This window comes from Mucilaginibacter sp. 21P (assembly GCF_019331605.1).
GTDB lineage: Bacteria > Bacteroidota > Bacteroidia > Sphingobacteriales > Sphingobacteriaceae > Mucilaginibacter > Mucilaginibacter achroorhodeus.
Window position 1 is genome coordinate 1,925,366 of the sequence record NZ_CP063061.1, and the last position, 26,721, is coordinate 1,952,086.

Sequence of the window (26,721 nt, forward strand, 5' to 3'; positions counted from 1 at the left end):
TTATGTTGTCGTAACGAAATTTTGTAATAATAAACAAAAAACCCTCTCGTTTTTCGAGAGGGTCTTTGTAGCAAGTGTGTTAAATCTTATCCATTTCAGCTTTAACAAATTCTGCCAGTTCTTTGACGTACCCGGCACTAAAATCAAATTTTATACCGGCTGTTTCATATATCTCCTTAATGGTTTTTGTGTAACCCAATTTTAATGCATCAAGGTATTGCTGCAACCCCTTCTCGGGGTTTTCCTTGTAGTTTTTCCAAACAGCTATTGCACCAAGCTGTGCCATGCCATACTCGATGTAGTAAAACGGCACTTCAAAAATGTGAAGCTGTTTTTGCCAAAGGTTTTCTTCTGCAGTTTTAAGTCCGCTCCAATTGGCAAAGCCTGCACCAAAAGGCTCATAAATTTTCAACCAGGCTTCGGTGCGCTCGGCATCGGTATGATCTGGGTTGGTGTAGATCCAGTGCTGAAATTGATCTACCACGGCTACCCATGGCAGTGTTTTTAATACATCGTACAACTGATCGCGTTTGGCGCGCTTGAGATCTTCCTCATTCTCAAAGTAAACATTCCAGTTATCCATCGAGATCAACTCCATTGACATGGAAGCCAGTTCCGCTACCTCGCTTGGGCAATGTTTAAAATCATTCAGCTCAAGGTCGGCAGTAAGGAAAGTATGTACGGCGTGGCCACCTTCATGTACCATGGTAGTAAGATCGCGGAAGGTGTTAGCAGAATTCATGAAAATAAATGGGGCACCTGTTTCTGACAGCGGATAGTTGTAACCACCCGGTGCTTTGCCTTTGCGGCTCTCCACATCAAACAGGTTATTCTCTTTCATGATCTCCAGGCGTTCACCTAAATAGCGGTTGATGTTTGAGAAACACTGAATGGATTTCTCGATCAATTCGCCGCCATTGTTAAAGGGTTTCAAGGCGGCTCGACCGTAAGGGTCTACATCCATATCCCACGGTTTAAGGATTTCAATGCCTAAAGCCTCACGGCGTTGTTCTGCAAATTCACGAAGCAAAGGTACAACCTCGGTTTCTATCGCTGAGTGGAAGGCATAACAGTCCTGAGGTGTGTAATCAAATCTGCCTAAAGCCTGGAACATGTAATCGCGGAAGTTTTCGAAACCGGCATTTACGGCTACTTCGTGGCGCAAGCCACGCAGGTGATCAAACAGTTCGTCCAATTTTTCTTTATCCTGCAGGCGGCGGGCAGTGATCTTTTCCCAAACTTCCTGGCGTTTAGCACGGTCGGTATCTTTTAAAAATACTGATGCTTGTTCAAGCGTATATTCTTTATCGCCAATATGTACCGACATAGAACCGGTTATCGACTGGTATTTCTGCTGCTCAACCTGTATCTGCGTTTGCAGCGGGATATTCTCTTCACGGAAAAGTTCTAACTGCTTGCGGGTGCTGCGCAGCATGATGAAGTATTTTTCATCATTTAGCTGATCTACAAACTGACTATTAATTAATTTCTTATTTAGCTCATTGTTATATGGAGCTGTTTTTGGCTCTATTTCGGTGGCAAAGTATTGAAAGCTTTCCAGTAATTCTTCGTTAGTGGTATCGCAGGTCATGCGGATATAACGCCATGCAAAATCCTCTTCTAAAGCAGCTTGCAGCTCGCTGCCATCCTTAAGCCATTGCTCCAGTTCTTCAACAGAATTAATGGGGCGCTCTAATAATTCTTTGTATATCGGTTCCAGTGTTTCCCATTTTATTTCAAGGTTCTCCGGAATGTAGGTACGTGTTTTCTTGTGGATCATATAACAAATATGCAGATAAGTGTGTAAAGTCTGAATTTTATGTCATAAGCACAAAGTCAAAAAAAAGTTTGGTTTACTTATCCCGTTCCTATTGCTATCGGGATGCGCTTGTCGACCCTCTCTTCGCTACACGAAACGAGGGTGTTAAACAAAAGAACCCCTCTTTGCGTAAGCAGAGAGGGGCAGCTAAACTTATAGACCGTGTCATTGCGAGCGATAGCGCGGCAATCTCAGAGGACGAGCACGCCGATCAGCCTATGAGATTGCCGCGTCGTCCCGATAGCCATCGGGATGCCTCGCAATGACATGGTTTTGAAATAGTTTATTCAGGCTTGTATATCGTCCTTGCTACTTCTCTTATTCCATCTTCGTAACTTGTAGGTTTAAAGTTAAAGGCACGTTCAAACTTGTCGCTGTTAAAATTATAGTCGTGGTCGGTTTGATAATACATTTCTACCGTGCCGGCTATCAGTTTATTAAATAAACCAAGCGCCCACAGCATAAATTTATTAATACGCATAAACTTTGGTTTAACGCCATAAATGGTTGCTGCTAACTGCAAAAATTGATGACCGGTCATTACAGGGGCGGTGGGCAGATGCCAAATTTGATTATCACTCTCGGGCGATTGCCCAAGCAGGTACATTGCACGCCCGGCATCAGGAATGTAAATAAAGTTGTGCAGCTTACTTGGGTCGCCCATCCATTGGGCACTTTGTTTCTTGGCATATTTGGCAAGCACCATCAGGTCTAAAAAGGCGTTGGTGCTGGTAGTGCCGTAAAAATCAGGTGCGCGGGCTATAGTCGCGTTAAGCTTTCCCGCTTTAACCTCATTCATCACCATTGCAGCAATCTCGGCGCGTACCTCTCCTTTTTTGCTAACGGGTTTGTAAGGCGTTTCCTCTGTTATAGGGCCGTTAACCAAGCCATACATGTAAATGTTATCAAAGAAGATCATACGGGCATTATACTCTTGAGTTACTTTGATAACGTTACGTATAATAACCGGCCACTGCTGGCGCCAGATATCGGCATCATAAACCAGCCCAGCACACAGGTAGATCACATCAGAACCTTTTGTAGCTTGCCTTAGTTGTTCGAGCTCCAGCAGATCTGCCTTTTGCCAGCTTACATTTTCAGCTTTAACATCCACCGGGCGGCGACTAACCAGGCGTACTTTTTTTTTGTTTTTTATGAGTTCATCTGTAAGGGCATTAGCCACCGGGCCACCTGCACCTAAAATGGTATGTATCATGTTTTTTCTATTTTGGTATGATACAAAGTTGCGAAAGCGCTGGCCTTGAAAACGTTATCTTAAGATAAGAAATTAGTGAAGTAGGGTTGGAGATTAGAGATTAGGTTTTGTCTCTTTTTTTAATTTAGGTCTTAGAATTTAGCTTTTAGATTTTAGGATTTCTAAACCAATATCCTTTTCCTTATCCGCGATAGCGAAACAGGGGTTATACCCAAAAAATTGGCTATGTAATGCTGCGGCATCCTGCGGATGATATCTTTCCCGCTTTCTAAAAGTTTAAGGTAGCGTTCCTCCGGGGTTTGGGTGATGAAGGCTGTAACACGGTCTTCGTAGCAAATAAGATAATATTCGGCAAGCAAGCGGCCAAAGCGTTCTATTTTGTAGGCCAGCATAGGGTTGTTTAGCATGGCATCCCAGTTTTTTTTGCTTACGGTGAGTATGGTAGTTGGCTCAAGCGCCTGTATATAACTTATGGAAGGTTCGCCGGTGAGGAAGCTTTTGTAAGAGCTCACATAATCATTCTCAAAGCTGAAGTAGTTGGTAATATCTTTACCATCGATAATGTGATAGTACCTCACTGATCCGGATAGTACAAAGCCCAGCGTTTTGCAAACCTGGCCCGGCTCGATGAAATGCTCTTTCTTTTTTAATTTAAGTATCGAGAGATGTTGTATGCAAACGATCCACTCCGCCTCGTTGAATTCAACGTAAGCGGCCGCATGTTCGCGAAATTGGTTAAGTTGTTGATTGCTTAACGCATCCATACCCTGTCTAATAAAAAGAAGGCGGCAAATACAACACTGGCAATGCCATTTGTAGTCATGAAGGCAAGGTTAACACGGCTGAGATCGTTAGGTTTAACCAACAGGTGCTGGTAAATAAGCATACTGCAGAAAAATACAATACCTATGTAGTATAATAACCCAACATGCGTATAAATCACCGGCATAACAATAAACGCTGCTGAGAAGACATGCAGCACGGTTGACAGCCTTAATGCATTCACTTTACCTAACCACGCGGGAATGGAGTGTAGTTTTTGGTCACGGTCAAAATCTTCATCCTGCAGGGCATAAATAATATCGAAACCGCTTACCCAGCATAGTACCGATAGTGAGAAGAATATTGGCGTAAGCGCAAATGCACCTGTAACTACCAGGTAGGCCCCAATAGGCGCTAACGATAAGCCCAAGCCGAGTACCATATGGCAAAGTGCGGTAAAACGTTTGGTGGCACTGTAACCTAACACCACTAGCAACGCCACCGGCGAAAGGTAAAAACACAAAGGGTTAATAAACCAGGTGGTTACTATAAATAAAGCGCAATTAGTTAAGGTAAATGTTAACGCCGCTGCGGGACTGATACGCCCTGCCGGGATATCGCGCTGTTTGGTACGGGCGTTTTTGGCATCAATGTTCCTGTCCAGATAGCGATTAAATGCCATGGCCGAGTTACGGGCGAACACCATACATAAAAGCATCATCACCAGTTTTTGCCACTCAAATTTATGGTCGGTGGTAGTAACAGCCAAAAAGAAGCCTATAAAGGCAAACGGCATGGCAAAAATGGTATGCGAAAACGTAACGAGCGAGAAATATTTTTTCATTGTCTTAATTCCTCTCTCAAGAGGGGTAAGGGTATGTGCTTATTGCAAAACTACTACTTATAGTGTTCATCGTCAAACACTGGCTTCTCAAATCCCTGGTTGATGGAATCGATAAAGTTCAATACTTCATCACGACCTAAAAGGTTTTCTGCCGAGGTAATGAAAAACTGTGGTGCTTCTTCAAACGATGCCAGCAATGCCTTACGAAACTTTGCTATATTCTGGTCGGTTTTAATATTGCTCTGTTTATCAGCTTTTGTAAATATGGTGATGAAAGGTAGGCCTTTCTCTCCAAGCCAGTTGCAAAACTCAAGGTCGATCTTTTGCGGCTCAAGGCGGCTATCGATCAAAACCATTACGCATTGGAGGCTTTCACGCTTATCCAGGTAACTGCGAATAAATTTGTTCCAATCTTCTTTTTTGCTTTTAGAGATACGTGCATAGCCGTAACCGGGCAGATCGACTATATACCAGTTCTCATTGATCAAAAAATGATTGATCAGCTGGGTTTTACCCGGCGTTTGCGAAGTCTTAGCCAGCCCTTTTTTCTGCGTTAGCATGTTAATAAGCGAAGACTTACCCACGTTTGACCGACCAATGAAAGCATACTCAGGCTTTAACGGTGGCGGCAGCTTGGAGATCTGCGTATTGCTGCAAATGAAATCGGCAGTTTTAATGACCATAGTACAAAGGTACGGTTTATTATTTTGTTGGGGTGATGTTGTAAAGTTGGAAGGTTTGTAAGTTGAAATGTTACTAATCTCGAATAAATGTTTAAACATTTATTTTACAATAAGTCGACACATACCTTTTAGATACCCCCTAACTTTACAACATTAGAACCCTACAACGTTCCAACGCAACGCAACGTTTCATTATTCCAACAATGGAAAACTACAAAATACCTGCCCAAACACGCATCGGTCACGTTCATTTAAAGGTGAGCGATTTGCAGAAGTCTTTAGCATTTTACCAGGATCTGTTAGGTTTCGAGTTGGTGACCATGTACGGCAACCAGGCCGCTTTTATATCAGCAGGAGATTACCATCATCATATAGGGTTAAACACCTGGCAAAGCAAGGGTGCCCCACGAGCGCCCGAATATGCACCCGGTTTGTTCCATACTGCAATCCTTTATCCGGAAAGGAAAGACCTTGCCGCCATTTTCAAAAGATTGATGGATAATGGCTACCCGCTAACTGGCGCATCAGACCATGGTGTTTCTGAAGCCCTTTACCTGGACGACCCCGACGGTAATGGCGTCGAGCTTTATTGGGACCGACCGAGAGAAGAATGGCCCTTGGATTCGGAAGGAAACCTCACTATGTTCACCCGACAACTGGATGTGCGTGGTTTATTGGCAGAACTGGACTAACTATTCGTTAAGCATAAATTTATCCACGCCGGCAGCGGGTTTCCAATTGCTTTGCGGCTCAAAATAATGCCATAATAATGCAGACACGTTTTTGATAAGTATCCCGGCCTCGTTTTCGGGCGTCCAGCTTTGATCTTTATTATTTTTAGTGATGATGGAGAAAACATAGTCGCCGTGCGGGGCATTTACCAGCACAGTTTCTGAACGCGAAGCATCTACTGCACCCTGTTTGGAGATTGCCTGTACATAGGGCGGTATTTGCGAAAGCGCATGTTCATCCCAATAAATGCGGTTAAGCGTACGATACATGCGCTCGCTTGCAGCAGGACTTACGGCCTTACCGTCTCTTATCAGCTTAAATAGCTTACACATTTCATACGGCGTAGTTACACCCCAGCCGTAGATGTTACGCATAGCTTCGCGCCCTGGTGTGCGCGAATTTACCCGCATCACCTTAAAGCCATTTGCTGCAAGCCAGTTATTAATGTACTCCCCGCCAACAAGTTTTTGCAGCCATAGGCTTGCCGTGTTATCGCTCATGGTGATCATCAGCATGGTCACTTTGCTTAGCTGGATGGTGTCGCCATTTTTGAAAGAACCTAAAATGTCTTCGCCGGCGTAAAGCAAACTATCGCGGTAAACCAGTTTCTGATTGTATTTAAGTTCGCCCTTTTCAATTTTGTCCATCACACCGTTCAGGATGCTCACTTTTATCATACTGGCGGTAGGGAATAGTGTATCGGCGTTGATGGCAGCCGTTTTCCCGGTTTTCAGATTATGCACATATACACCAGCCGTACCGTTAAAGTTTTTTAATAAACCCTGCAATTGAGAAGTAAGTTTGGCATCAGTTTGGGCAAAGGTGCTTAGGCTTATGATGGAAAGGAAAAAGGTGAGGGTGCGTTTCATATTGTAAGGTAAATATTTTCTTTTGATGAGAGTTCTTGATTTTCAAATAACGTTTGGATTTATGTGCGTCTGTCTGCTCATTGCCGCAGGGGCTACTTCTTTTGTCTTGATATAAAAGAAGCAAAAGATCAACGTTTAGCGATTAACTTAACGCCACCGAGCCTATGCGGCCTTAGCAAAAGGCTGCAAGCACAGGCATTGCCACAGCAGAGACTTTAAAACGTTTTGCGGCAGCCGCGACTTTTCTTTGGTGGCTTTTTTTTGAGAGAAAAGAAAGTAACATCCACAACCAATCATAGCACTACACCCCATTCCTAATGAAAAACGAATGAACACAAACAACAATAGCGCTTGTTACATAACTATGCCCAGCAAAATCTCTCAAACCATCCTAAAAATGGCTTCCCAACGAGCACCCGATAAAACCGTTTGCCCGAGCGAGATAGCGAGAGCCCTGTTCCCGGATGATTGGCGCAAACACATGGCCGATATCAGAAATGAAGCCATTAAGCTGCAGGAAGCAGGCGAGGTGCAGATAACCCAAAAGGGTAAGGCAGTGGATGTTGAGCACCTTAAAGGGCCTGTACGTATCAAATTTATCTCCCCGCAATCCTAATAATTTTGCATTTTGCAGGCATGTCATTAACCTGGGGTACTGTTTCCGGCTGGTGGTTGCCGCTTTGCGTAGTGCTTGGGCTGTTGTATGCATGGCTCATGTACCGCAAGCCGCTGCAATTGCAAAAGGGCCTAAGGTACGGTTTGTTTGCACTCAGGGCTGTAGTGGTGAGTTTACTGGCTTTATTGCTGTTGTCGCCGCTGGTACGCACTGTAAGTTATCAGCCGCAGAAACCCCTGATATTGATAGCGCAGGATAATTCACAATCGATAAAGTTATTCAATAGAAAAGGTAATAACACTCTCCGAAGCGGCTGGGATAGCGAACTTCAAAAGCAACTTGGTGACAATTATGAAGTCCATGCCTTTCATTTCGATAAAGACTTAAGAGACGGCCTGTCGCAAACCTTTAACGGCAAACAAACCAACATCGCAGCGGCGCTTAAACAACTTAACGACCTATTTGTAAACCAGAATATCGGCGCTATTGTGCTTGCTACAGATGGTTTATACAATACCGGTGCAAATCCCTCATATGAGTCGCGCAATATCAAGTCGGCTATTTACACCGTTGCTTTAGGCGATACCACGGCGCGTAAGGATGTATTGATCAGCAATGTTAACTATAACAAAACCGCTTTCTTAGCTAACGATTTTGAGATAGAAGTTGCTGTAGAGGCTTACCAAAGTAAAGGCCAGCAAACGCAGCTTAGTATCACCGAGGATGGAATGGTTGTACATCAGCAAAGTATCGGCATTACTTCTGATGTATTTAAAAAAACGATCCCAGTAAAACTCAATGCAGACAAAAAGGGCCTGCGCAAGTTTGTGATATCCTTGTCGCGGTTAAATAATGAGCTGTCATACGATAACAACACCGAAACCATTTACATGGAGGTACTGGATGCCCGTCAAAAAGTATTGTTGATGTACGATGCCCCGCATCCCGATATTGCCGTAATAAAACAAGCAATCGAAAGCAACCGGAACTTTGAAGTGAAAACAAGCTTAGTCGCCGATGCGTCAAGCTTAAAACCTGCTGATTATACCTTAGCTATATTATATCAATTGCAGGCAGGTAGTTATGCTAAGCTACGTTCCATCATGCAGACCAAAGTTCCGTTATGGTTTATCGGCGGTGCGCAAACAGACCTTAACGGCTTTAATGACCAGCAAAAGATCCTGAATGTTGATGCCCCCCGCTCGGAGAGCCAGGAAGTATTTGGTATGCCGGTACCGGGTTTTTCTGCATTTACATTAAGCGACTCCACACAGAAAAAATTAGAAACGCTGCCACCGCTGCTGGTTCCGTATGGTAATTACAAAACGGGCAACGCTGCACAGGTTTTGTTGAAACAGAAGATAGGCAATGTGGTTACCAATTATCCACTTATGGCTTTAGGCGACGACGGCGGCCTCAAAGTAGCGGTACTTGCAGGTGAAGGCCTGTGGCGCTGGCAACTGGCAGAATATAAGGCTTACGAAAACCACCACGCTACGGATGAACTGTTGAGCCAAACCGTGCAATACCTAACCGCCAATGCCAACAGGCAGCGTTTTAGGGTTTATGCTTCAAAAAATGTTTTCGACGAGGGCGAGAATGTGCTGTTGAATGCAGAGCTTTATAATGACGCCCTGGAATTAGTGAACACGCCGGATGTGAAGATCAACCTAAAAGATCAACAAGGAAAAAACTTTAGTTTCCTATTTACGCGCAATGGGCAAAGTTACCAACTAAATGCGGGCACGATGCCGGTTGGCACGTATAGTTATAATGCTTCAACAACGCTGGGTAAACAAACCTTTAAAGCAGAAGGACAGCTTACGGTTAAACAGCTTAACCTGGAGGCACGCCAAAGCGCGGCAGACCATCAATTACTCCGCGAAATGGCCCAACAGTCAGGCGGTAAAATGATTTATCCATCCCAGATAGATCAACTGGCTGACTTGATCAAAAAGAATGACAACATCAAAACCATTGTGTACGAAGACAAGCGGTATAATGATCTTGTAGATCTAAAGTGGGTATTTTTCCTGCTTTTGGTGCTGCTAAGTACAGAGTGGTTTTTGAGGAAGAGAGCTGGAGAGGTGTAAAAGCCCTAATTTCTTCTTACATTTTAACGAAGTTGTCAGTCTGATTTCTATGACAAAAGCAAACTGATTTGATAGGGTTGCTGTTTTTTAATGACGGCAAATATTCTGTGAACGATCTTGTTCCTGACAGCGTTCAATGCGCTCATTCGGTTCTTGCCTTCAGCTACTTTACGTTGGTAGTAATGCTGCAGGTCATTTTTAAGTCGGATAGCACTCATGGCAGCCAGATGCAGTACAGATTTGATCGCTTTATCAGCATACGTTGATACCTGGTGCCGTCCCCTTATCGAAGTACCGGAACTATTAGCAAAGGGGACGACGCCACTATAACAAGCCATCTTTCTTGCCTCTGTGATCAGTTCAAAGCCTTCTGTTTTGGCAAGCATCATCCAGGACAATACTTTGCCAACTCCCGGTACAGAACGGATCAGGTTCACCTGCGTGTCCATTTTTTCATCAGCACGAATGACCATTTCGATATCTGTCTCTATCTTTTTGATCTGCTTGCCAATCAGGGCAAGTTGTTCTTGGTTCATTTTCAACAGATATTTGTATATGCCCAGGTGTTTCATCTTGGCGTAGTCATGCTGTTGTTTAAGTAGCTGAACTTTGGTTTTGATCCGGCTGTTACGCTCGGTAAGCAGGATCTTTAGTTTCTGAATGGTTTGAGAGGATGGTTTCCATTGCGGAAGCTCTGCATGGCTTTTCTTAATAAAGGCTGCTATTCTTACTGCATCTATCTTGTCGTTCTTTCCTCTGACAAGACCCAGGCTCTTTTTTAGATGCAATGGTGGTACAACAAAGATGCGATGCCCCGTTTCTTTGAATGCTTCATATAAGTTCCAATTGTAGCGACCTGTATTCTCCATACCGATGATCAGTTGTTCTTTGTAAGAACTGAAGAACTTTTTGATGCTCTTTACCTCATTCTTGATAACAAATGATAATTGCCCCTGTTCGTTACTTACACAGATATCCAATGTCGCGCTGCTCACATCGATACCAACAATTGTTTGCTTTTGCATAATTTTGTCTTGAAGTTTTATTGATCGGGATCATCAACATACTCAACTCCTTGATAATGGGTCTCCAGCCCGAATTTCTATTTGAGTTTCTTGTTGATGAAAAGGGGCAGGGTCTTCTTCAGATTATGAGCCATTAGCTCAGAGCCTAAGTCATAGTTCACCCTGCCTCCTCGCGATCTTTTATCCTACTAAAATAATTATGCAAATCTAAAGGAGCTTGTCGAAGACCTATCAAAGCGATAGATGGTTCGACAAGCTCACCATGACAACCTTATTTCAATATCATGTTCATATTTTAATCACATAAATCATGGTTCATTACAAAATAGTATACTTGCGACACTATGAAAAAGACATTAACACTTCTTTTCGCAATCTCACTATTCGCAAGTTTAAGCTACGCGCAGCAGCGCCAGTTGAACATTGGAACCTACAATCTTCGTAACGCCAACCGTGGCGACTCTACCGCCGGAAACGGCTGGGGACAGCGCTTCCCCTGGGCAGCCAAGCTTATCCTGTTTCAGGACTTCGATATTTTTGGTACGCAGGAATTGAAATATCATCAGATAACTGACCTTACTGATAGTCTGCCTGGCTATAAATGGCTGGGAGCAGGCAGGGATGATGGTAAACTCGGTGGAGAGTTTTCTGCCATATTTTATAAATCAACCCGTTTCCAGGCATTAAAGCATGGCGATTTTTGGATGTCGACTGTTACTGGTAGGCCAAATAAAGGCTGGGACGCAGCTTTGCCGCGGATATGCAGTTGGGCGCAGTTCAAGGAAATTAAAACCGGTTTTACCTTCTACTTCTTTAACCTGCACATGGATCACATAGGCGTGGTTGCACGCCGCGAAAGCGCCAAACTTATTCTTAAAAAAATACAGGAAATGGCCGGTAATACAGCAACTATCCTAACCGGCGATTTCAACGTAGACCAAACATCAGACAGCTATGCAGTTATCAATAATTCGGGCGTATTGAAAGATACCTATGTGTTGTCGCCCATGAAAATGGCACCGAACGATACCTTTAATGATTTTAACGCCAATACTGCAGGCGATAAACGCATAGACCATATCTTCGTTACCAAAAACTTTAAGGTGCTGCGCTACGGTATCTTAACCAATACCTACCATGGCCGTACACCATCAGATCATTATCCGGTTGAGGCGGTGATAACTTATTAGGTTATGGTTCATGGTTGGTAGTTCATGGTTAATAGATAAGTGCCGATAGACCATGGTTCAATTTATAAGATCAACAGAGAGCCATGATCTATGAACTATCAACCACAAACTATTAACTAAAACATCTATCTTCGTTTCATGTCGCCCACTGAAGCAAAAGACCGTATACAGGCGCTTACTGCCGAACTTAAAAAGCACAATTACAACTACTATGTGCTGGCTATGCCAACCATTTCTGATTATGATTTTGATCAGAAACTGAAGGAACTGGATAAGCTGGAAAAGGAATTCCCGGATTTAGCAGACCCTGAGTCGCCTACGCAGCGCGTAGGGGGCGAGGTAACCAAGGAGTTTGTTACCGTTAAGCACCGCTGGCCCATGCTTTCTTTGGGCAACACCTACAACGAGCAGGAACTGATAGATTTTGACCAGCGCATACGCAAAGCCATCGGCGACAATTTTGAATATGTGTGCGAACTAAAATTTGATGGCCTGTCCATGAGTCTCACCTACCAGGATGGTAAACTGGCGCGTGCCGTAACCCGTGGCGATGGTACGCAAGGTGATGAGGTAACTACCAATGTGCGCACGATCAATACCATCCCAAAGAAACTGGTGTCCGGTAATTATCCTGAGCTGTTTGAAATACGTGGCGAGGTATTTATGCACCTTAAAGCCTTTGAGCGTTTAAATAAGGAACGGTTAGATAATGGCGAAGTTCCTTACGCTAATCCCCGCAATTTTGCATCGGGTACTATTAAATTACAAGATTCTGCAGAAGTCGCCCGTCGCCCGCTCGACTGTTTCCTGTATGGCTTATATACCGAAAAACAACTCTTTAAAACCCATTGGGAAAGCCTGCAGGCGGTAAAGGAATGGGGTTTTCATGTAGATGATCACAGTCGTTTATGTTCTGATATAAAAGGCGTGCTCGATTTTATCAATCATTGGGACACAGAGCGCTATCATTTAAGTTATGATATTGATGGTATCGTTATTAAAGTAAACAATTACTCGCAGCAGCAGGAGTTGGGCTTTACAGCTAAATCTCCACGCTGGGCCATATCTTATAAATTTAAAGCCGAGCGCGTAGAGACCGAATTACTCGCAGTTACCTACCAGGTTGGCCGTACGGGTGCCGTTACGCCTGTAGCTAATTTGAAGCCGGTATTATTGGCCGGTACTACCGTTAAACGCGCTACTCTGCATAACGCCGATGAAATTACTGAACGTCTTAAACTGCATGAGCATGATACGGTTTTTGTGGAAAAAGGGGGCGAGATCATCCCTAAGATCATCAGTGTAAATTTGGATAAACGTAAACCAGGTGCAGAGGCTATCAAATATGTTACCCGTTGTCCTGCGTGTGACACACCACTACTGCGTACAGAAGGGGAAGCCGCGTGGTACTGTCCTAATGACGAAGGCTGCCCGCCGCAGATAGTTGGCAAGATACAGCACTACATCGGCCGTAAGGCCATGAATATAGATGGCCTGGGCGACGAAACCATCTTGACTTTCTACAACCAGGGTTTTGTTCGCCATATCAGCGACCTTTATGATCTGGAACAGCATGCGTCCGAGTTAAAGCAAATGGGTAGGTTCGGCGAAAAGTCGATCAATAATATGCTGGAGGGTATTGAGAAATCTAAACAACAGCCATTTGAAAAGGTATTGTTTGGACTGGGTATCCGTTACGTAGGCGAAACCGTTGCCCGTAAACTGGTAGCACATTTTAAAACCATCGATAGGTTAATGGCTGCTACCGTTGAGGAGTTGACTGCCGCCGAAGAGATAGGTGGGCGAATTGCGCAAAGCATAACCGAATACTTTGCCGACCCCGTGCACAAGCAGGAGATTGAGAAACTGCGCGAAAAGGGATTACAATTTGTTGCCGAAGAGAAAGAAGTAGTTTTAGCAAGCGATAAGCTGGCAGGTAAAAACTTCATCATCTCGGGCACGTTTGAGAAATACTCGCGTGATGAGCTTAAAGATATCATTGAGCAAAACGGCGGTAAGATATTAAGCAGTATCTCCGCCAAATTGAATTATCTGGTAGCCGGCGAAAACATGGGCCCATCCAAATTAGAAAAGGCTACCAAGTTGAACATACCTATCATCAGCGATGAAGAGCTGATGGCTTTATTAAAATAGACATCTACCAAACATGACTGCCATTAAGTGGGGTATCATAGGCTGCGGTGCCGTTACCGAAAAGAAAAGCGGGCAAGCCTACAATAAAATTGACGATAGTAAACTGGTTGCTGTAATGCGCCGCGATGCTGAAAAGGCCGCAGATTACGCACGGCGCCACCATGTTGACCGTTGGTATAACGATGCTGAGCATTTACTGAATGATCCGGAAATTAATGCGGTTTCTATCGCTACCCCACCAGATTCGCACCTGGAATATGCAAAGCGCGCCATCGCTAAAGGGTTGAATGTTTATGTAGAAAAACCGGTTACCCGCAACGCTGCTGAGGCACAAGCCATGGCCGATGCTGTGCATGCCGCAAACGCTAAGCTTACCGTAGCGCATTACCGCAGGGCTTTACCCATGTTTTTGCATGTCAAAAAACTGATAGATACTAATGCCATAGGTGATATCCGAACAGTGCAGATAAGGATGTGGCAATCCCAAAGACCAATATTGGTCGAGCAAAATGCCCCCAACTGGCGCTTGCAACCAGAGGTATCGGGCGGTGGTTACTTTCATGACCTGGCCCCTCATCAGCTGGACCTGATGCTGTATTTCTTTGGCGAACCCGCAGTTTACAGCGGCTACAGCTTAAATCAAGGTAAATTTAGTCCGGCGGATGATCACGTAACCGGGCAGATCATCTTTAAGAACAAAATTGTGGTTGATGGATCCTGGTGTTTCAATGTTGCTAAAACCGAGATCACAGACAGGTGTGAGATAGTAGGTACTAATGGGAAGATTACCTTCCCGTTCTTTGGTAATTTTGTTACCTGTAAAATAGGCGAGGAAGAAGAAACCGTTGACTTTGTACAGCCCGAGCATATTCAACAGCCGATGATCACTAAAATCGTATCCTATTTTAAGGGAGAAGGGCCAAACCCCTGCACCATAGATGAGGCGATTGTACTGATGAAAATTATGGATGCTTTTACCAATTCTAATGATTTAGGATTATCTTAGCGTATAAATTTCAAATGAAAAGGATAATCGGCATCATCATTTTTGCTGCTTGTTTAAGTATAAAAGCATCTGCTCAAACATTTGATGTGCCGGTAAATTATCGCTTTGATAAACAGACCAATTACCATCTTTACGAACTGGATATTGTAAAGGCTGCAGACTGGCTTCAGAAAACACATTGGGGAACCGAAACTAAAAAGACAGAGGCTGTTACTCAGTTTGTTTTGAAGTGGGCGCAAGGCGTGCCTTACATTACGGTAGAGCTGAAACCAGCCATTATGGATCTGGCCGACGCTAACCCGCAACTGGGATTTATTTACATGGCACAATATTGTAAGTACACCATACAACATCCAGACAATTTTAATACTGTTGATTCAAACGTAGATGCGCTTAAGGCAGTTATTGCAAAATACCAGGCCGAGCCTACTCGTAAACGCGATACACAGGTTGAGCGTTTAATTGAAATAGACAAAGCCAGCCAGCTTGAAGAATGGATCAAGAACGATTTTACACTTTAACAAAAAAGACCTCTCGGGCTATTCATAATATTATTAACTTTTTTGCTTTGGCACTTTTGCGCCTTCTTTTCGCGCTTCTGACAGGCCTATCGCAATAGCTTGTTTTTTACTGGTAACTTTTTTACCTGATCCGCTTTTAAGCTTACCTTCTTTCATCTCATGCAAGGTCTCACCAACCTTTTCACTTGCTTTTTCTGAATACTTTGCCATGGTGTTTTAATTTTAATGCTACCCTTAATTTGAGCAAAGTATCTGCCAAACATTAACGATCTCTGAAAATCGCATTAATGTTCAAACAACTATTAAGTGTTATAAACACACCTTAAATAAAAACATTAGCCTGCAAAACCTGTTCACAACTTAAAGTAAATTAATACCCCATGCCCGAAAAAAAAATAATTGCTCCGTTTTATGAACGCCTCGCGCTCATCCTTATTGGTTTATGCGTGTTGGGCTATTTAGTAATAGTCGCTAAAGAACTTTTAGATCCGCTTATCTTCGGATTCCTGTTCGCCATTTTGCTACTGCCTGTATCAAACTTTTTTGAGCGTAAGTGTAAGCTGCCACGCAGTGCCAGTTCATTTCTTTCGATAATACTATTAATAAGTTTTGTTGGCGGCATACTATACCTGGTAGGTAACCAGATATCCGGTATTGCCAACGACTGGCCGATGCTTAAAAACCAGATAAACCAGTCTGTTAACGATCTTCACAAATGGGTCGAAAATACATTCCACGTAAATACTGACGCGCAAATGGGTTACGTGAATGATACTGCTAAGAAATTGATGTCATCTGGTGGTGCAGTGCTTGGTACTACCTTTGGCGCGGTATCGTCGTTAGCGTTGTTCTATATCTTCATCCTCATCTTTACCTTCTTTATTTTGTTTTACCGCAGGCTGCTTATCAAATTTATCACCTGGGTATTCAACGATAACAATAAGGCTACGGTTATGGATATCGTCGAGAACATCCAAAAGATCTTACGCCAATACATATTCGGCCTGGTTATCGAAATGGTGATCGTTGCAACCATGGCAATAGCTGTGTTTTGGATCATCGGTATCAAGTATGCGGTTTTGTTAGGTTTGATCGTTGGTCTCTTTAATATAATTCCATACATCGGCATATTTACCGCATTGCTGCTAAGCACGCTGGTAACTTTCGCTACCGGTACCGTTAGCCAAACGCTTACTACCGCAGCTGCTGTTATTGGCATACACGCAATTGATGCCAACTTCCTGTTGCCTGCAATAGTAGGTTCCAAAGTAAGATTGAACGCCTTAATTTCCTTTATCGGGATAATCATTGGTGAGATGATATGGGGCTTATCGGGTATGTTTTTATCCATACCGGTGATGGCTATTATGAAGATCATTTTTGATCGTATAGAAGACCTTAAGCCATGGGGATATCTACTTGGCGGAGATTATGAGTATAAAGAATCTGCCAAGGAAAAAATGAAAACAGAATAAATCAGCGAACCTGGTTTATCATGTCGTGAATGCGAATAAATAGGGTAATGCCGTAGGCCATCAATACTACAGTATTTACAACCAGCAGCCAGTTCATATCCGGTTTGCTGTATTTTTGCCGGACGCATATAACAAGTAAGGTAATAAAACCTAAGATGAGCAATATGGGTGGAACAAACGCCCATATTTGCTTTCCGTCAAGATATACATGGTCAAGCTTGTTATTCTCATTCAGTAAGAAGGCCAGGGCTACCATCAACAGCACAAGAAACAACTTGGTAACAATTTTGGCAGCAAGTTTACTCGTTTTCATGCCGGCCAAATTACTAATTTTGCTATAATGAACCGTCTGCCTAAAATCATACTTGTTTTATTGTTGCTGATGCCTGCCACGTTGTTTGCGCAGGTTGCAAAGCCATCTTTTAAAATTGTGCCATTGGGTGTACTGGGCGGGATAGATGAAAGTAATCTATCTGCTTACATGATAGCACCAATTGGCTCAAATAATTACGCATGCCTTGATGCCGGCACTATTCACTACGGGCTTGAGAAAGCTGTTAAGAATAAGGTATTTAGATCACCCGCAGAAGAGGTGATGAGGCATAACATTAAAGGCTACTTTATTTCACACGGGCATTTAGATCATCTGGCCGGTATGGTGATCAACTCGCCGGAAGACACTGTGAAAAATGTATACGGACTGACATCAACCATTGAAACGCTGAAGACCCATTACTTTACCTGGGAAAGTTGGGCAAACTTTGCAGATGATGGCGGGGCACCGCAATTAAAGAAATATCACTACAAAATACTTACACCAGGAGAACAGCAACCTGTTGAAAACACCGAAATGATGGTAACGGCTTTTCCGCTTAGCCACTCCAATCTTACCAGCACGGCATTTTTAATGAAAAGCGACGACAACTATGTGTTATACCTGGGCGATACCGGGGCGGACGCGATTGAAAAAAGCCAGAACCTTAACAAACTTTGGGCTGCTGTAGGACCTTTGGTTAAAATGGGCCGTTTAAAAGCACTGATGATAGAAGTGTCTTTCCCTAATGAGCAGCCCGATAAAAGCCTGTTTGGCCACCTTACACCTAAATTATTGATGGCAGAGTTGGGTCAGTTGCAGAAAATAGCTGGTGAATCAGTAAAAGGATTGAACGTTGTGGTTACCCACTTGAAACCTCCAGTCAAAAGCATCCTCAAAATAAAGGAGCAGCTAAGAGCGGGCAACACGCTTGGCGTAAAACTCACCTATCCCGAGCAGGGAAAAATGCTGCTTTTCTAATTTTTATCATCCAGCAGGTCTACGCAGGTTTTAGAAAGTTTCTTTAGTCGCTCATTTAGCGTTGCCAACCCTGTTTTATCATTGATATTGTTGTAGTACAATTTGATGAGCTTAAGCGTATCATCGTCAGGGTCGCAGGCCTGTGCTTTTTCCAAATGGGGGAGTGCTTTGCGGACAGCAGCGATGTAAGCTGCACCGCCCGATGCCTTTAGCGCTTCAGCTTGTTTGGCGTATTGATAGCCTAATCCTCTTTGCGCTACATAATAATCCGGAACGGCTGCCACTACCTTTTCGTAATATTCGATGGCTTTAACAGACTGATCGTTATTTTCGTAAAGGTTGGCAATGCTGTAATAGAAGTTATTGCGTGCACCCGGCTTCAGCTTGTCAACGTTAGGAATGAGGTCTGCGCCAAGGTCCAATGCCTTTTCGGTTTCGCCTTGCATGCGGGCAAGGTTATAGTCAAGGTATTTGTTATAAACTTCTTCGGCTGTTTGGGCTTTGCAACAACAAACAGCAGATACAAAACTTATGGTGAAAAGCAGTTTTTTAAGCATGGTTATTTGGTATGACTTGTTTGATGAAAAGAAGTAAATTCAGATAATTTATTTCCTCATAGCGAATTGATCCAATATTTTTCCAAGAATTACCCGAGTGTATTTTACAATTGAGTTCTGCATTACTACAATCATAAGTTAAGATCTTATCTTTAAAAGTGATCTGCCAAAAGTCAGATGTAAAGTTCGATTCGACTTCTATTTTTTCGTTCAACTCAAGCAAGCAAAGATTGTAAAGAAAAACAGGCCAATCATTAGATAATTGTTTTTGGATGTCAAAAGCAAATTCTTTGGCCCTTTTTAAGCTTTCATCAAACGAACCAATAACCTCTGCTTTATTACCGTATTGGTTTGTTAAAACAAATTTGAAACAGCCGTTAGATACTTCATCAAAATTTAAATTCCAACCAGGCAAAGATTTCAAAGTATTCATTTCAACTCATTCAATAATCTGAACATCTTCTCCCTTATGGCGCTGCCGGTTCCGCTGTAATTATTTACCATGATAGAAAAACACAGTTGGCGGCCTTCATGCGTTTGGAAACCGGCATAGGCTTGTACGCTGCTAATGCTGCCGCTTTTCATCTTCATATCATTATACACGGGCAGGCTTTCATAAAAATCATCAAACCAGGTAGCTGCACGGGCGGATTGTAAGATACGCGCCATGGTTGAGGTGGTGATGTGGTCCTCCGGCGATAAGCCGCTGCCATCAAAAATGTTCATCGATCGTTTGTCGATACCTTTCTGCTCCCAAAATGCTTTTAAAACATTCACACCATCGGCAGCCGTTGCCGTTTTACCAGACTTAAGTGAAATGGTTGCCAGCAATTGTTCGGCGTAAAGGTTAACGCTTTTCTGGTTTAGCCAGTAAACTATCTTGCTCAACTCCGGCGAAAGGATAGTAGTTAACGGAGTTGATGCCGTTAGTACCGGTTGGTTTTTCTCCGCAAGCATGTTGGTCGACTGCGGGTCGCCATTTATGGTTATGCCTATGCGCTTAAGCGTATCTGACAAGCGCAGTGCTGCGTCAAAAGCAGGGTCTGGTATGGCGGCAGAAACACGCTTTTTGGTTTGATCTACCGCGTATGTTCCCCGTAGGTACATCACTTTACTCCCAAATGAAGGCAGATATGGGTAAGCCTGGTCGCCGGTTTTTGCGGCACCATTGGTAAGCTCGCTTTTGTACTGCAGATAGTTGGTCTCCGGGTTTGTACCTGCTACGGCTATGGGGTTCCCAACAGCGCCCGTTCGTAGCAAAATATCAAACTGGTTCTCGCGCCAGCATAATCCGGCAATGCCTGCACCGTAATAGGTGCCTAAGTCCTGCCAGATCCACCCGTCGGGAATAGACTGCTTGTTGTAGGCGCCGTTATCACCTATGACCCGACCATTTATTTTTTTAATACCTGCTTTTTTCAAAGCAGTAACCATGGTGTTTAAAACTACGTTCTCTTTGGTATTGGCATACCGCCAGCTACCCAATGTAGGGTCGCCGCCGCCTTTGATGATCACGTCACCGGTAAGCGTACCATCCGCAGCCAAAGTGCCGGTATATCCTAACTGCGTTTGAAATTGAAAATCCTTACCCAAAACATTGAAAGCAGTAATGCTGGTCACTGTTTTTAGCGTAGAACCCGGCGCTAAGCCCATATCCGGGTTACCGCCGAAGATCATCTCGCCGGTTTTTGCATCCATTACAGTTAATGATACCGCACCGTATTTGCACTGCTCATCAGTTTGTAAGCGGGTAAAGGCATTTTGCAGCCGCTTTTGTAAAGTAGATTGAGCGCAAAGGCTGTTGGTGATAAATAAAAGACTAACTAACCAGGTCCGCTGTATCGTCATTCTTGATGTTTCTTTTTGAGATATAATAAATTGGGATGCCTATAAGCACAATGCCTAATCCATATTTAACGTAATCGCTTTTGTAAACGCATAACAAAATACAAAAAGCTACACCCATTAAAATATAAATGGCAGGTAGGACCGGATAACCAATGGCTTTATAAGGCCTTTCTGCATCAGGGCGTTTAACTCGGAGGATGTAGATACCGATAATGGTAAGCACGTAAAATACAACCACCACAAATGATATCATATCCAGCAGGTCGCCGTATTTACCGCTTAAACAAAGCACTGAGGCTACAATTGCCTGTATCCACAACCCGAATTCGGGTACAGCATTTTTGTTCAGTTCGGCTGTCTTTTTAAAGAACAGGCCATCCTTGGCCATGGTATAGTAAACGCGCGCGCCGGAGAGTATCAGCCCGTTGTTGCAACCAAAGGTGGATATCATGATCATGAGGGCGATAACATACGTGCCAATGTTGCCGAATATCACATGCGAGGCCGCAACGGCCACACGGTCTTTATCAGCGGTAGCAATATCATGTAATGAAAGCACACCGGTGTAAACCACATTCGCCGAAACGTAGATGATCGTAACGATCAATGTACCCAACATCATGCTCAGGGCCACATCGCGCTTAGGGTTCTTCATTTCGCCTGCTACAAAGGTTACGCTGTTCCAGGCATCGCTGCTGAAGATAGAACCCACCATAGCTGCAGCAATAGCGCCTAATGCCGTGCTTAAAGTTAAAGCGGTTACACTGCCATCTTTATTCAGGTTGTGTAAGTCCCAGGCGTTTGCCCAGTTGGCTTGCCATATATCGCCTTTAAAAGCTAAAAAGCCAAAACCTATTAACCCGAAAAGACTTAAAAGCTTTGTTAATGTAAACGTGGTTTGTATCAGCTTGCCACCCTTAACACCTTTTGTATTGATAAAAGTGAGGAAGAATATAAGCACGATGGAAACTATCTGCGCCGCACTGATCTTTAATGAACCGATGCTGACTAAAATGTTATCCTCGCTAACGGCAGGGATAAGATAGGCCGTAAACTTGGAGAAAGCTACGCCCACCGCAGCAATGGTACCGGTTTGTATCACCGCAAAAAAACTCCATCCGTACAGGAAAGCTATCAGTTTGTTATAAGATTCCTTAAGATAAACGTATTGTCCGCCTGCTTTAGGGAACATAGCACTTAGTTCGCCATAGCTTAGGGCAGCTGTAAGCGTCATGAAGCCGGTAATGATCCAAACAGCTATAAGCCAGCCAGATGAGCCTACATTGCGAATGATATCGGCGCTTACGATGAATATCCCTGAACCGATCATGGAGCCTGCTACCAGCATGGTGCCATCAAGCAAGCTCAACTCGTGTTTCATTTTTGAGGAAGAAGACGAAGAATTATCAGCCATTTAAGATTTAGTTTAAGAGGCTTAAGTTAGGAATAAAATTATGTTTAAAGCAAACGGGCTAAGGGTTCCGTTACGATGGATATAACTAATCAGCGTATTTATTTGGCTAACTGCTAAATAATTGCCGATAACCTATTGCAAATAAATTAATTTACTATTTTGCAGCAACCAATTATAATAAGCCTCAGGCTTTTAGTTCGCACACTTCATAAACTAATCTAATTATATGGATCTTTTGAACACTTACTTAATTTATTTGATCCCTGTTATGGGCGTTATAGGTTTGCTTGTGATGGCAAGCAAATCTGCCTGGGTAACTAAACAGGAAACTGGCGATGCATCAATGAATCAACTGGCCGGTTACATTGCCGACGGCGCAATGGCATTCCTTCGTGCAGAGTGGAAGATACTGAGCTATTTTGTGGTATTAGCCGGCATATTACTGGCATGGAGCGGAACCACTGTTGGTGAAAGATCAAGCCCGGTAATTGCCATCTCTTTCCTGATAGGGGCTTTCCTTTCTGCATTTGCGGGTTATATTGGGATGCGCATTGCAACCAAGGCTAACGTGCGCACTACACAGGCCGCCAAAACCAGCCTGGCAAAAGCATTAAAAGTTTCGTTTACCGGTGGTACCGTAATGGGTCTGGGGGTAGCCGGTTTAGCTATCATAGGTTTAGGTTCGCTATTCATAGTTTTTTACACCATGTATGTAAAAAGCAAAGGTTTAGATGTTAACGGTGAAGCTATGGAGAAAGCCCTTGAGGTTTTGGCCGGTTTCTCGTTAGGTGCTGAATCTATTGCACTTTTTGCGCGCGTAGGCGGTGGTATTTACACCAAGGCTGCAGACGTAGGTGCCGATCTTGTGGGTAAAGTAGAAGCCGGCATTCCCGAGGATGATGTGCGCAACCCTGCAACCATTGCTGATAACGTTGGCGATAACGTAGGCGACGTAGCGGGTATGGGTGCCGACTTATTTGGTTCTTATGTAGCTACAATGCTGGCAACAATGGTGCTGGGCCGCGAAATTGTGTCTGCCGATAACTTCGGCGGTATCGCCCCGGTTTTGTTACCCATGGTTATTGCCGGTTTAGGTTTAATATTCTCGATAGTAGGAGCATCTTTTGTTAAGATCAAGAACGAAACAGACAGTGTACAAAGTGCCTTAAATATGGGCAACTGGGCATCGATTGTGCTAACCGCCATTGCCACTTATTTTTTAGTACAATGGATGCTGCCTGCCGGCGACATGCACCTGAAACGCGACCTTGATGCAAGCGGTGCTATCAAAGCAGGTTCATTGGTTTTTACCAAGAATGGTGTTTTCGGTTCTATCCTGGTAGGTTTGGTTGTGGGTACGCTAATGTCTATCATCACCGAATACTATACAGCAATGGGTAAACGCCCTGTGCTAAGCATTATCAAGCAATCATCAACAGGGCACGCTACTAACATTATTGGTGGTTTGGCAATCGGTATGGAATCAACCGTATTGCCTATACTTGTTTTAGCTGCCGGTATTTATGGTTCATATTTCTTTGCGGGATTATATGGTGTGGCTATCGCTGCTGCCGGCATGATGGCTACTACAGCTATGCAATTGGCCATCGATGCTTTTGGCCCGATTGCCGATAACGCTGGTGGTATTGCAGAAATGAGCCAGTTGCCACCGGAAGTTCGTCATCGTACAGATAACCTGGATGCCGTGGGTAATACTACTGCAGCCACCGGAAAGGGATTTGCTATCGCTTCAGCTGCTTTAACTTCACTGGCACTGTTTGCAGCATTTGTAGGCGTGGCAGGCATAGAGCATATTGACATTTACAAGGCCAATGTTTTGGCCGGTTTATTTGTGGGCGGTATGATCCCTTTCATCTTCTCGGCTTTGGCAATTTCGGCGGTGGGCCGTGCAGCAATGGCAATGGTAGAAGAAGTTCGCCGCCAGTTCCGCGAGATCCCGGGCATTATGGAATACAAGGCAAAACCCGAGTACGAAAAATGTGTGGCTATCTCAACCCAGGCATCCATCCGCGAGATGATCGCGCCAGGTTTGATCGCTTTGGTAACCCCGCTGATCATCGGTTTCGCCTTTGGCCCGGAAGTGTTGGGTGGTTTGTTAGCCGGTGTAACCGTATCAGGCGTGTTAATGGGAATTTTCCAGAGCAACGCAGGTGGTGCATGGGACAATGCAAAAAAATCTTTTGAGAAAGGGGTAGAGATAAACGGCGAAATGTATTACAAAAAATCGGAGCCTCACAAGGCTTCGGTAACAGGTGATACCGTAGGCGATCCGTTCAAAGATACCTCAGGCCCATCAATGAACATCCTGATCAAACTGATGTCTATCGTATCGCTGGTAATTGCCCCACACTTAAATAGTGAGATCAATAATAGCGAGCACATCCAAAAGCAGCTAAAAATACAGTCGATGAATAACACAACGCATGTGATCAAGACTGATAAAAAGATCTGATAAAGTTTTAAATGCAGAAAGCCTTCGCTAACCAGCGAGGGCTTTTGTGTATATTGGCACTGATGAAGAAATCCATTCTTTATATACTTTGCCTTTATAATATCTACCTGTATCTGGATGATATCTTCGCGATTTTGAAGATAGACATTGAGCCACCTACACTTGATAGCCTCATGTATTTTGATGCTGCTGTGGTGTTATTTGGCGGGTTGGTGTTTGGTTATCTGCTCCGCAGGCAAGGCGATAAAAAATTAGGCTGGGTGATGACGATCTTGAATCTTGTTTTAACACCTTGGTTTATTTGGAGGGCTTTGCCATGAGAACGTTATGTCTCACTTTAAAAAAACGTCTTTTTACAACTTTTGTCAGTCTGAGCTTGTCGAAGACCTTGCGCGATGAGTGGTTCGACGTGGTCACCATGACATGAACGTTCACAAAATATTATTTAGCCCACTTTTATTCTGTTAACAACTCCCATACCCTTGTTACATTCTGTTCTTTAAGTTTTCAATTAAATTAACTACGTTTGGGCTAAGTGTTTTTAAAGTTTTACTAAACTGATCTATTAATTTAAAATGAAGGTATTTGTAAAAAAATCTATTGAACAATTAACTTCCTCTGCAGATGGAGAGGGTAGCCTAAAGCGAACGCTTGGTGCGGGCAGCCTGGTTGCATTGGGTATTGGTGCAATTATCGGTGCCGGTTTGTTCGTAAGGACTGCTGCTGCTGCCGGTGAACACGCTGGTCCGGCGGTAACCTTATCATTCATTGTAGCGGCTATTGGCTGTGCTTTCGCCGGTTTGTGCTACGCTGAATTTGCTTCTATCATTCCTATTGCCGGTAGTGCCTATACGTATGCGTATGCTACTATGGGCGAGATCGTTGCCTGGATCATAGGCTGGGCCTTAATATTAGAATATGCGCTGGGCGCCGCCACAGTATCCATAAGCTGGAGCGAGTATCTTAACAAGCTCCTCGGGGGTGGGATACCCTATGAGTGGTGTCACTCGCCAATGGAATCGGTAATGATCAACGGACATAGCGTACACGGTATCGCTAACTTACCTGCATTGCTTATCCTGGTGATTTTATCCTTACTTTTAATAAAAGGTACACAAGAATCGGCTACGGTAAACGGTATAATCGTTTTCATTAAAGTAGCTATCGTATTGGTATTTATCGCTATTGGCTGGCAGTACATTAACCCTGCTAACCACCATCCATACATTATCCCTGCTAATGCACCTGATGTTATGCAGGAGAACGGGAAAGCCTATTCTTATGCGCCGTTCTTTAACCACGGCTGGGGCGGTATCATCAGCGGTGCCGGTGTGGTATTCTTTGCCTTTATTGGCTTTGATGCGGTATCAACTGCAGCACAGGAAGCTAAAAACCCGAGCCGCGATATGCCTATTGGTATCTTGGGTTCATTAGTGGTTTGTACTATCCTTTATATCCTGTTCTCTTGGGTATTAACTGGTGTGGCTCCTTATACCGATTTCATGAAATCTGGTAAAGAAGCTTCTGTAGCATTTGCTATCAGCAATTACATGCACGGTTATGGCTGGTTATCAACCTTAGTTACAGTAGCTATTCTGGCTGGTTTCTCTTCGGTTATCCTGGTGATGCTGATGGGCCAATCAAGGGTATTTTACACGATGTCTACCGATGGTCTATTGCCAAAAGTATTCTCAGATCTTCACCCTAAATTCAGAACGCCATACAAGAGCAATATGATCCTGTTCATATTTGTAGGAGCATTTGCGGCATTTGTGCCGGGCAGCGTAGCAGGCGATCTAACCTCTATCGGTACCCTGTTTGCATTTATCCTGGTGTGCGTGGGCGTTATATTGTTACGTAAAACTGACCCAGACCTGCCTCGTCCGTTCAAAACCCCGTTGGTGCCATTGGTACCTATATTGGGTATGATCGTTTGTGCCGGTATGATAGTAGGTTTACCAAGCGAGACACAAATAAGTGCATTAGTTTGGATGATATTAGGTTTGCTGATCTATTTCGGTTACAGCAAAAAACATAGCAAACTCGGCACAGCAGGCGACATACTGCCAAAAGCTGCCGATTTTGAAAAACAGTAATTTTTTGATTACGACATATAAAAAGGTTCTGCAT

25 protein-coding genes and 1 pseudogene are annotated in these 26,721 nt (G+C 43.8%); 13 read left to right on the forward strand and 13 right to left on the reverse strand.

Going from position 1 to position 26,721, the window contains the following annotated elements; genetic code table 11:
- Positions 1-79 precede the first annotated feature (79 nt).
- The 5 genes from INP83_RS08760 to yihA form a co-directional block, all read right to left on the reverse strand.
- Positions 80-1,780: a M3 family oligoendopeptidase gene (locus INP83_RS08760; protein WP_219127108.1), complete on the reverse strand. Its 1,701-nt coding sequence runs from the start codon at positions 1,778-1,780 to the stop codon at positions 80-82.
- 322 nt (positions 1,781-2,102) lie between these two features.
- Positions 2,103-3,035 carry an NAD-dependent epimerase/dehydratase family protein gene (locus tag INP83_RS08765; protein WP_146268693.1) on the reverse strand — a complete coding sequence of 311 codons (933 nt, stop codon included), beginning with the start codon at positions 3,033-3,035 and terminating at the stop codon, positions 2,103-2,105.
- Positions 3,036-3,196: 161 nt separating this feature from the next.
- Positions 3,197-3,799, reverse strand: a complete 603-nt coding sequence (locus tag INP83_RS08770; protein WP_146268692.1) for a Crp/Fnr family transcriptional regulator — start codon at positions 3,797-3,799, stop codon at positions 3,197-3,199.
- The gene (locus tag INP83_RS08775; RefSeq protein WP_219127109.1) at positions 3,787-4,641 is read right to left on the reverse strand and encodes a UbiA-like polyprenyltransferase; all 855 of its coding nucleotides are present in this window, start codon (positions 4,639-4,641) and stop codon (positions 3,787-3,789) included. Before INP83_RS08775 ends, INP83_RS08770 begins: the two co-directional genes overlap by 13 nt.
- 53 nt (positions 4,642-4,694) lie before the next feature.
- Positions 4,695-5,324 carry a ribosome biogenesis GTP-binding protein YihA/YsxC gene (yihA, locus tag INP83_RS08780; protein WP_146268690.1) on the reverse strand — a complete coding sequence of 210 codons (630 nt, stop codon included), beginning with the start codon at positions 5,322-5,324 and terminating at the stop codon, positions 4,695-4,697.
- A gap of 203 nt (positions 5,325-5,527) precedes the next feature.
- Here yihA and INP83_RS08785 point away from each other — a divergent pair, with 203 nt between their 5' ends.
- On the forward strand, positions 5,528-6,016 hold the full coding sequence (locus tag INP83_RS08785) for a VOC family protein (protein ID WP_219127110.1): 489 nt from the start codon (positions 5,528-5,530) through the stop codon (positions 6,014-6,016).
- Here INP83_RS08785 and INP83_RS08790 read toward each other — a convergent pair whose 3' ends face one another.
- Positions 6,017-6,925, reverse strand: a complete 909-nt coding sequence (locus tag INP83_RS08790) for a serine hydrolase (protein WP_219127111.1) — start codon at positions 6,923-6,925, stop codon at positions 6,017-6,019.
- A 364-nt stretch (positions 6,926-7,289) separates the two neighbouring features.
- Between INP83_RS08790 and INP83_RS08795 the strand changes: the two genes are divergently transcribed.
- Entirely contained in the window at positions 7,290-7,541 is a 252-nt protein-coding gene (locus INP83_RS08795; protein WP_219127112.1) for a DUF3253 domain-containing protein, read from the forward strand.
- 20 nt (positions 7,542-7,561) lie between these two features.
- A complete protein-coding gene (locus tag INP83_RS08800; protein WP_219127113.1) occupies positions 7,562-9,634 on the forward strand; it encodes a hypothetical protein in 2,073 nt (690 codons plus the stop codon).
- Positions 9,635-9,681: 47 nt separating this feature from the next.
- On the opposite strand, the gene INP83_RS08805 is transcribed toward INP83_RS08800, so the two are convergent.
- The gene (locus tag INP83_RS08805; RefSeq protein ID WP_146273464.1) at positions 9,682-10,659 is read right to left on the reverse strand and encodes an IS110 family transposase; all 978 of its coding nucleotides are present in this window, start codon (positions 10,657-10,659) and stop codon (positions 9,682-9,684) included.
- Between the two features lie 344 nt (positions 10,660-11,003).
- On the opposite strand from INP83_RS08805, the gene INP83_RS08810 reads away from it, so the two are divergent.
- The 4 genes from INP83_RS08810 to INP83_RS08825 all read left to right on the forward strand — a co-directional run bounded on the left by INP83_RS08810 (position 11,004) and on the right by INP83_RS08825 (position 15,530).
- Entirely contained in the window at positions 11,004-11,849 is an 846-nt protein-coding gene (locus INP83_RS08810) for an endonuclease/exonuclease/phosphatase family protein (RefSeq protein WP_219127114.1), read from the forward strand.
- 138 nt (positions 11,850-11,987) lie between these two features.
- Positions 11,988-14,003 carry an NAD-dependent DNA ligase LigA gene (ligA, locus tag INP83_RS08815; protein WP_219127115.1) on the forward strand — a complete coding sequence of 672 codons (2,016 nt, stop codon included), beginning with the start codon at positions 11,988-11,990 and terminating at the stop codon, positions 14,001-14,003.
- 13 nt (positions 14,004-14,016) lie between these two features.
- Positions 14,017-15,009: a Gfo/Idh/MocA family protein gene (locus tag INP83_RS08820; RefSeq protein ID WP_219127116.1), complete on the forward strand. Its 993-nt coding sequence runs from the start codon at positions 14,017-14,019 to the stop codon at positions 15,007-15,009.
- 14 nt (positions 15,010-15,023) lie between these two features.
- Complete coding sequence (locus INP83_RS08825) at positions 15,024-15,530, forward strand: hypothetical protein (protein ID WP_219127117.1); 507 nt, start codon at positions 15,024-15,026, stop codon at positions 15,528-15,530.
- Positions 15,531-15,563: 33 nt separating this feature from the next.
- On the opposite strand, the gene INP83_RS08830 is transcribed toward INP83_RS08825, so the two are convergent.
- On the reverse strand, positions 15,564-15,740 hold the full coding sequence (locus INP83_RS08830; protein ID WP_219127118.1) for a DUF6496 domain-containing protein: 177 nt from the start codon (positions 15,738-15,740) through the stop codon (positions 15,564-15,566).
- 170 nt (positions 15,741-15,910) lie between these two features.
- Here INP83_RS08830 and INP83_RS08835 point away from each other — a divergent pair, with 170 nt between their 5' ends.
- Positions 15,911-17,005, forward strand: a complete 1,095-nt coding sequence (locus tag INP83_RS08835) for an AI-2E family transporter (RefSeq protein ID WP_146268681.1) — start codon at positions 15,911-15,913, stop codon at positions 17,003-17,005.
- Between the two features lies 1 nt (position 17,006).
- On the opposite strand, the gene INP83_RS08840 is transcribed toward INP83_RS08835, so the two are convergent.
- The gene (locus INP83_RS08840; protein WP_219127119.1) at positions 17,007-17,318 is read right to left on the reverse strand and encodes a hypothetical protein; all 312 of its coding nucleotides are present in this window, start codon (positions 17,316-17,318) and stop codon (positions 17,007-17,009) included.
- Positions 17,319-17,345: 27 nt separating this feature from the next.
- On the opposite strand from INP83_RS08840, the gene INP83_RS08845 reads away from it, so the two are divergent.
- A complete protein-coding gene (locus tag INP83_RS08845; RefSeq protein ID WP_219127120.1) occupies positions 17,346-18,299 on the forward strand; it encodes an MBL fold metallo-hydrolase in 954 nt (317 codons plus the stop codon).
- Here INP83_RS08845 and INP83_RS08850 read toward each other — a convergent pair.
- From INP83_RS08850 to dacB, 3 genes and pseudogenes are all read right to left on the reverse strand, one after another.
- Positions 18,296-18,856: a hypothetical protein gene (locus INP83_RS08850; protein ID WP_219127121.1), complete on the reverse strand. Its 561-nt coding sequence runs from the start codon at positions 18,854-18,856 to the stop codon at positions 18,296-18,298. The genes INP83_RS08845 and INP83_RS08850 overlap by 4 nt on opposite strands.
- Positions 18,849-19,289 carry a hypothetical protein gene (locus INP83_RS08855; RefSeq protein WP_146268677.1) on the reverse strand — a complete coding sequence of 147 codons (441 nt, stop codon included), beginning with the start codon at positions 19,287-19,289 and terminating at the stop codon, positions 18,849-18,851. The genes INP83_RS08850 and INP83_RS08855 overlap by 8 nt, the downstream gene beginning before the upstream one ends.
- Positions 19,286-20,584 (reverse strand): annotated as a pseudogene (gene dacB / locus INP83_RS08860) (D-alanyl-D-alanine carboxypeptidase/D-alanyl-D-alanine-endopeptidase); the annotation flags it as partial. The pseudogene dacB and the gene INP83_RS08855, both read right to left, overlap by 4 nt.
- Between dacB and INP83_RS21340 the strand changes: the two are divergent.
- Entirely contained in the window at positions 20,553-20,645 is a 93-nt protein-coding gene (locus INP83_RS21340; protein WP_370630614.1) for a hypothetical protein, read from the forward strand. The pseudogene dacB and the gene INP83_RS21340 sit on opposite strands and share 32 nt — an antisense overlap.
- A 30-nt stretch (positions 20,646-20,675) precedes the next feature.
- Here the strand turns inward: INP83_RS21340 and INP83_RS08865 are convergent, their stop codons facing one another.
- Positions 20,676-22,118: an APC family permease gene (locus tag INP83_RS08865; protein ID WP_219127123.1), complete on the reverse strand. Its 1,443-nt coding sequence runs from the start codon at positions 22,116-22,118 to the stop codon at positions 20,676-20,678.
- Positions 22,119-22,344: 226 nt separating this feature from the next.
- Between INP83_RS08865 and INP83_RS08870 the strand changes: the two genes are divergently transcribed.
- From INP83_RS08870 to INP83_RS08880, 3 genes are all read left to right on the forward strand, one after another.
- On the forward strand, positions 22,345-24,591 hold the full coding sequence (locus INP83_RS08870; protein ID WP_219127124.1) for a sodium-translocating pyrophosphatase: 2,247 nt from the start codon (positions 22,345-22,347) through the stop codon (positions 24,589-24,591).
- Positions 24,592-24,653: 62 nt separating this feature from the next.
- Positions 24,654-24,911, forward strand: a complete 258-nt coding sequence (locus INP83_RS08875; RefSeq protein ID WP_219127125.1) for a hypothetical protein — start codon at positions 24,654-24,656, stop codon at positions 24,909-24,911.
- Positions 24,912-25,166: 255 nt separating this feature from the next.
- Positions 25,167-26,687: an amino acid permease gene (locus tag INP83_RS08880; protein ID WP_146268671.1), complete on the forward strand. Its 1,521-nt coding sequence runs from the start codon at positions 25,167-25,169 to the stop codon at positions 26,685-26,687.
- Positions 26,688-26,721 lie beyond the last annotated feature (34 nt).

Bases quoted from the DNA above. Each gene is read 5' to 3' on its own strand.
- INP83_RS08760 (WP_219127108.1), bottom strand. From the start codon at position 1,780: ATGATCCACAAGAAAACACGTACCTACATTCCGGAGAACCTTGAAATA.
- INP83_RS08765 (WP_146268693.1), bottom strand. From the start codon at position 3,035: ATGATACATACCATTTTAGGTGCAGGTGGCCCGGTGGCTAATGCCCTT.
- INP83_RS08770 (WP_146268692.1), bottom strand. From the start codon at position 3,799: ATGGATGCGTTAAGCAATCAACAACTTAACCAATTTCGCGAACATGCG.
- INP83_RS08775 (WP_219127109.1), bottom strand. From the start codon at position 4,641: ATGAAAAAATATTTCTCGCTCGTTACGTTTTCGCATACCATTTTTGCC.
- yihA (WP_146268690.1), bottom strand. From the start codon at position 5,324: ATGGTCATTAAAACTGCCGATTTCATTTGCAGCAATACGCAGATCTCC.
- INP83_RS08785 (WP_219127110.1), top strand. From the start codon at position 5,528: ATGGAAAACTACAAAATACCTGCCCAAACACGCATCGGTCACGTTCAT.
- INP83_RS08790 (WP_219127111.1), bottom strand. From the start codon at position 6,925: ATGAAACGCACCCTCACCTTTTTCCTTTCCATCATAAGCCTAAGCACC.
- INP83_RS08795 (WP_219127112.1), top strand. From the start codon at position 7,290: ATGCCCAGCAAAATCTCTCAAACCATCCTAAAAATGGCTTCCCAACGA.
- INP83_RS08800 (WP_219127113.1), top strand. From the start codon at position 7,562: ATGTCATTAACCTGGGGTACTGTTTCCGGCTGGTGGTTGCCGCTTTGC.
- INP83_RS08805 (WP_146273464.1), bottom strand. From the start codon at position 10,659: ATGCAAAAGCAAACAATTGTTGGTATCGATGTGAGCAGCGCGACATTG.
- INP83_RS08810 (WP_219127114.1), top strand. From the start codon at position 11,004: ATGAAAAAGACATTAACACTTCTTTTCGCAATCTCACTATTCGCAAGT.
- ligA (WP_219127115.1), top strand. From the start codon at position 11,988: ATGTCGCCCACTGAAGCAAAAGACCGTATACAGGCGCTTACTGCCGAA.
- INP83_RS08820 (WP_219127116.1), top strand. From the start codon at position 14,017: ATGACTGCCATTAAGTGGGGTATCATAGGCTGCGGTGCCGTTACCGAA.
- INP83_RS08825 (WP_219127117.1), top strand. From the start codon at position 15,024: ATGAAAAGGATAATCGGCATCATCATTTTTGCTGCTTGTTTAAGTATA.
- INP83_RS08830 (WP_219127118.1), bottom strand. From the start codon at position 15,740: ATGGCAAAGTATTCAGAAAAAGCAAGTGAAAAGGTTGGTGAGACCTTG.
- INP83_RS08835 (WP_146268681.1), top strand. From the start codon at position 15,911: ATGCCCGAAAAAAAAATAATTGCTCCGTTTTATGAACGCCTCGCGCTC.
- INP83_RS08840 (WP_219127119.1), bottom strand. From the start codon at position 17,318: ATGAAAACGAGTAAACTTGCTGCCAAAATTGTTACCAAGTTGTTTCTT.
- INP83_RS08845 (WP_219127120.1), top strand. From the start codon at position 17,346: ATGAACCGTCTGCCTAAAATCATACTTGTTTTATTGTTGCTGATGCCT.
- INP83_RS08850 (WP_219127121.1), bottom strand. From the start codon at position 18,856: ATGCTTAAAAAACTGCTTTTCACCATAAGTTTTGTATCTGCTGTTTGT.
- INP83_RS08855 (WP_146268677.1), bottom strand. From the start codon at position 19,289: ATGAATACTTTGAAATCTTTGCCTGGTTGGAATTTAAATTTTGATGAA.
- INP83_RS08865 (WP_219127123.1), bottom strand. From the start codon at position 22,118: ATGGCTGATAATTCTTCGTCTTCTTCCTCAAAAATGAAACACGAGTTG.
- INP83_RS08870 (WP_219127124.1), top strand. From the start codon at position 22,345: ATGGATCTTTTGAACACTTACTTAATTTATTTGATCCCTGTTATGGGC.
- INP83_RS08875 (WP_219127125.1), top strand. From the start codon at position 24,654: ATGAAGAAATCCATTCTTTATATACTTTGCCTTTATAATATCTACCTG.
- INP83_RS08880 (WP_146268671.1), top strand. From the start codon at position 25,167: ATGAAGGTATTTGTAAAAAAATCTATTGAACAATTAACTTCCTCTGCA.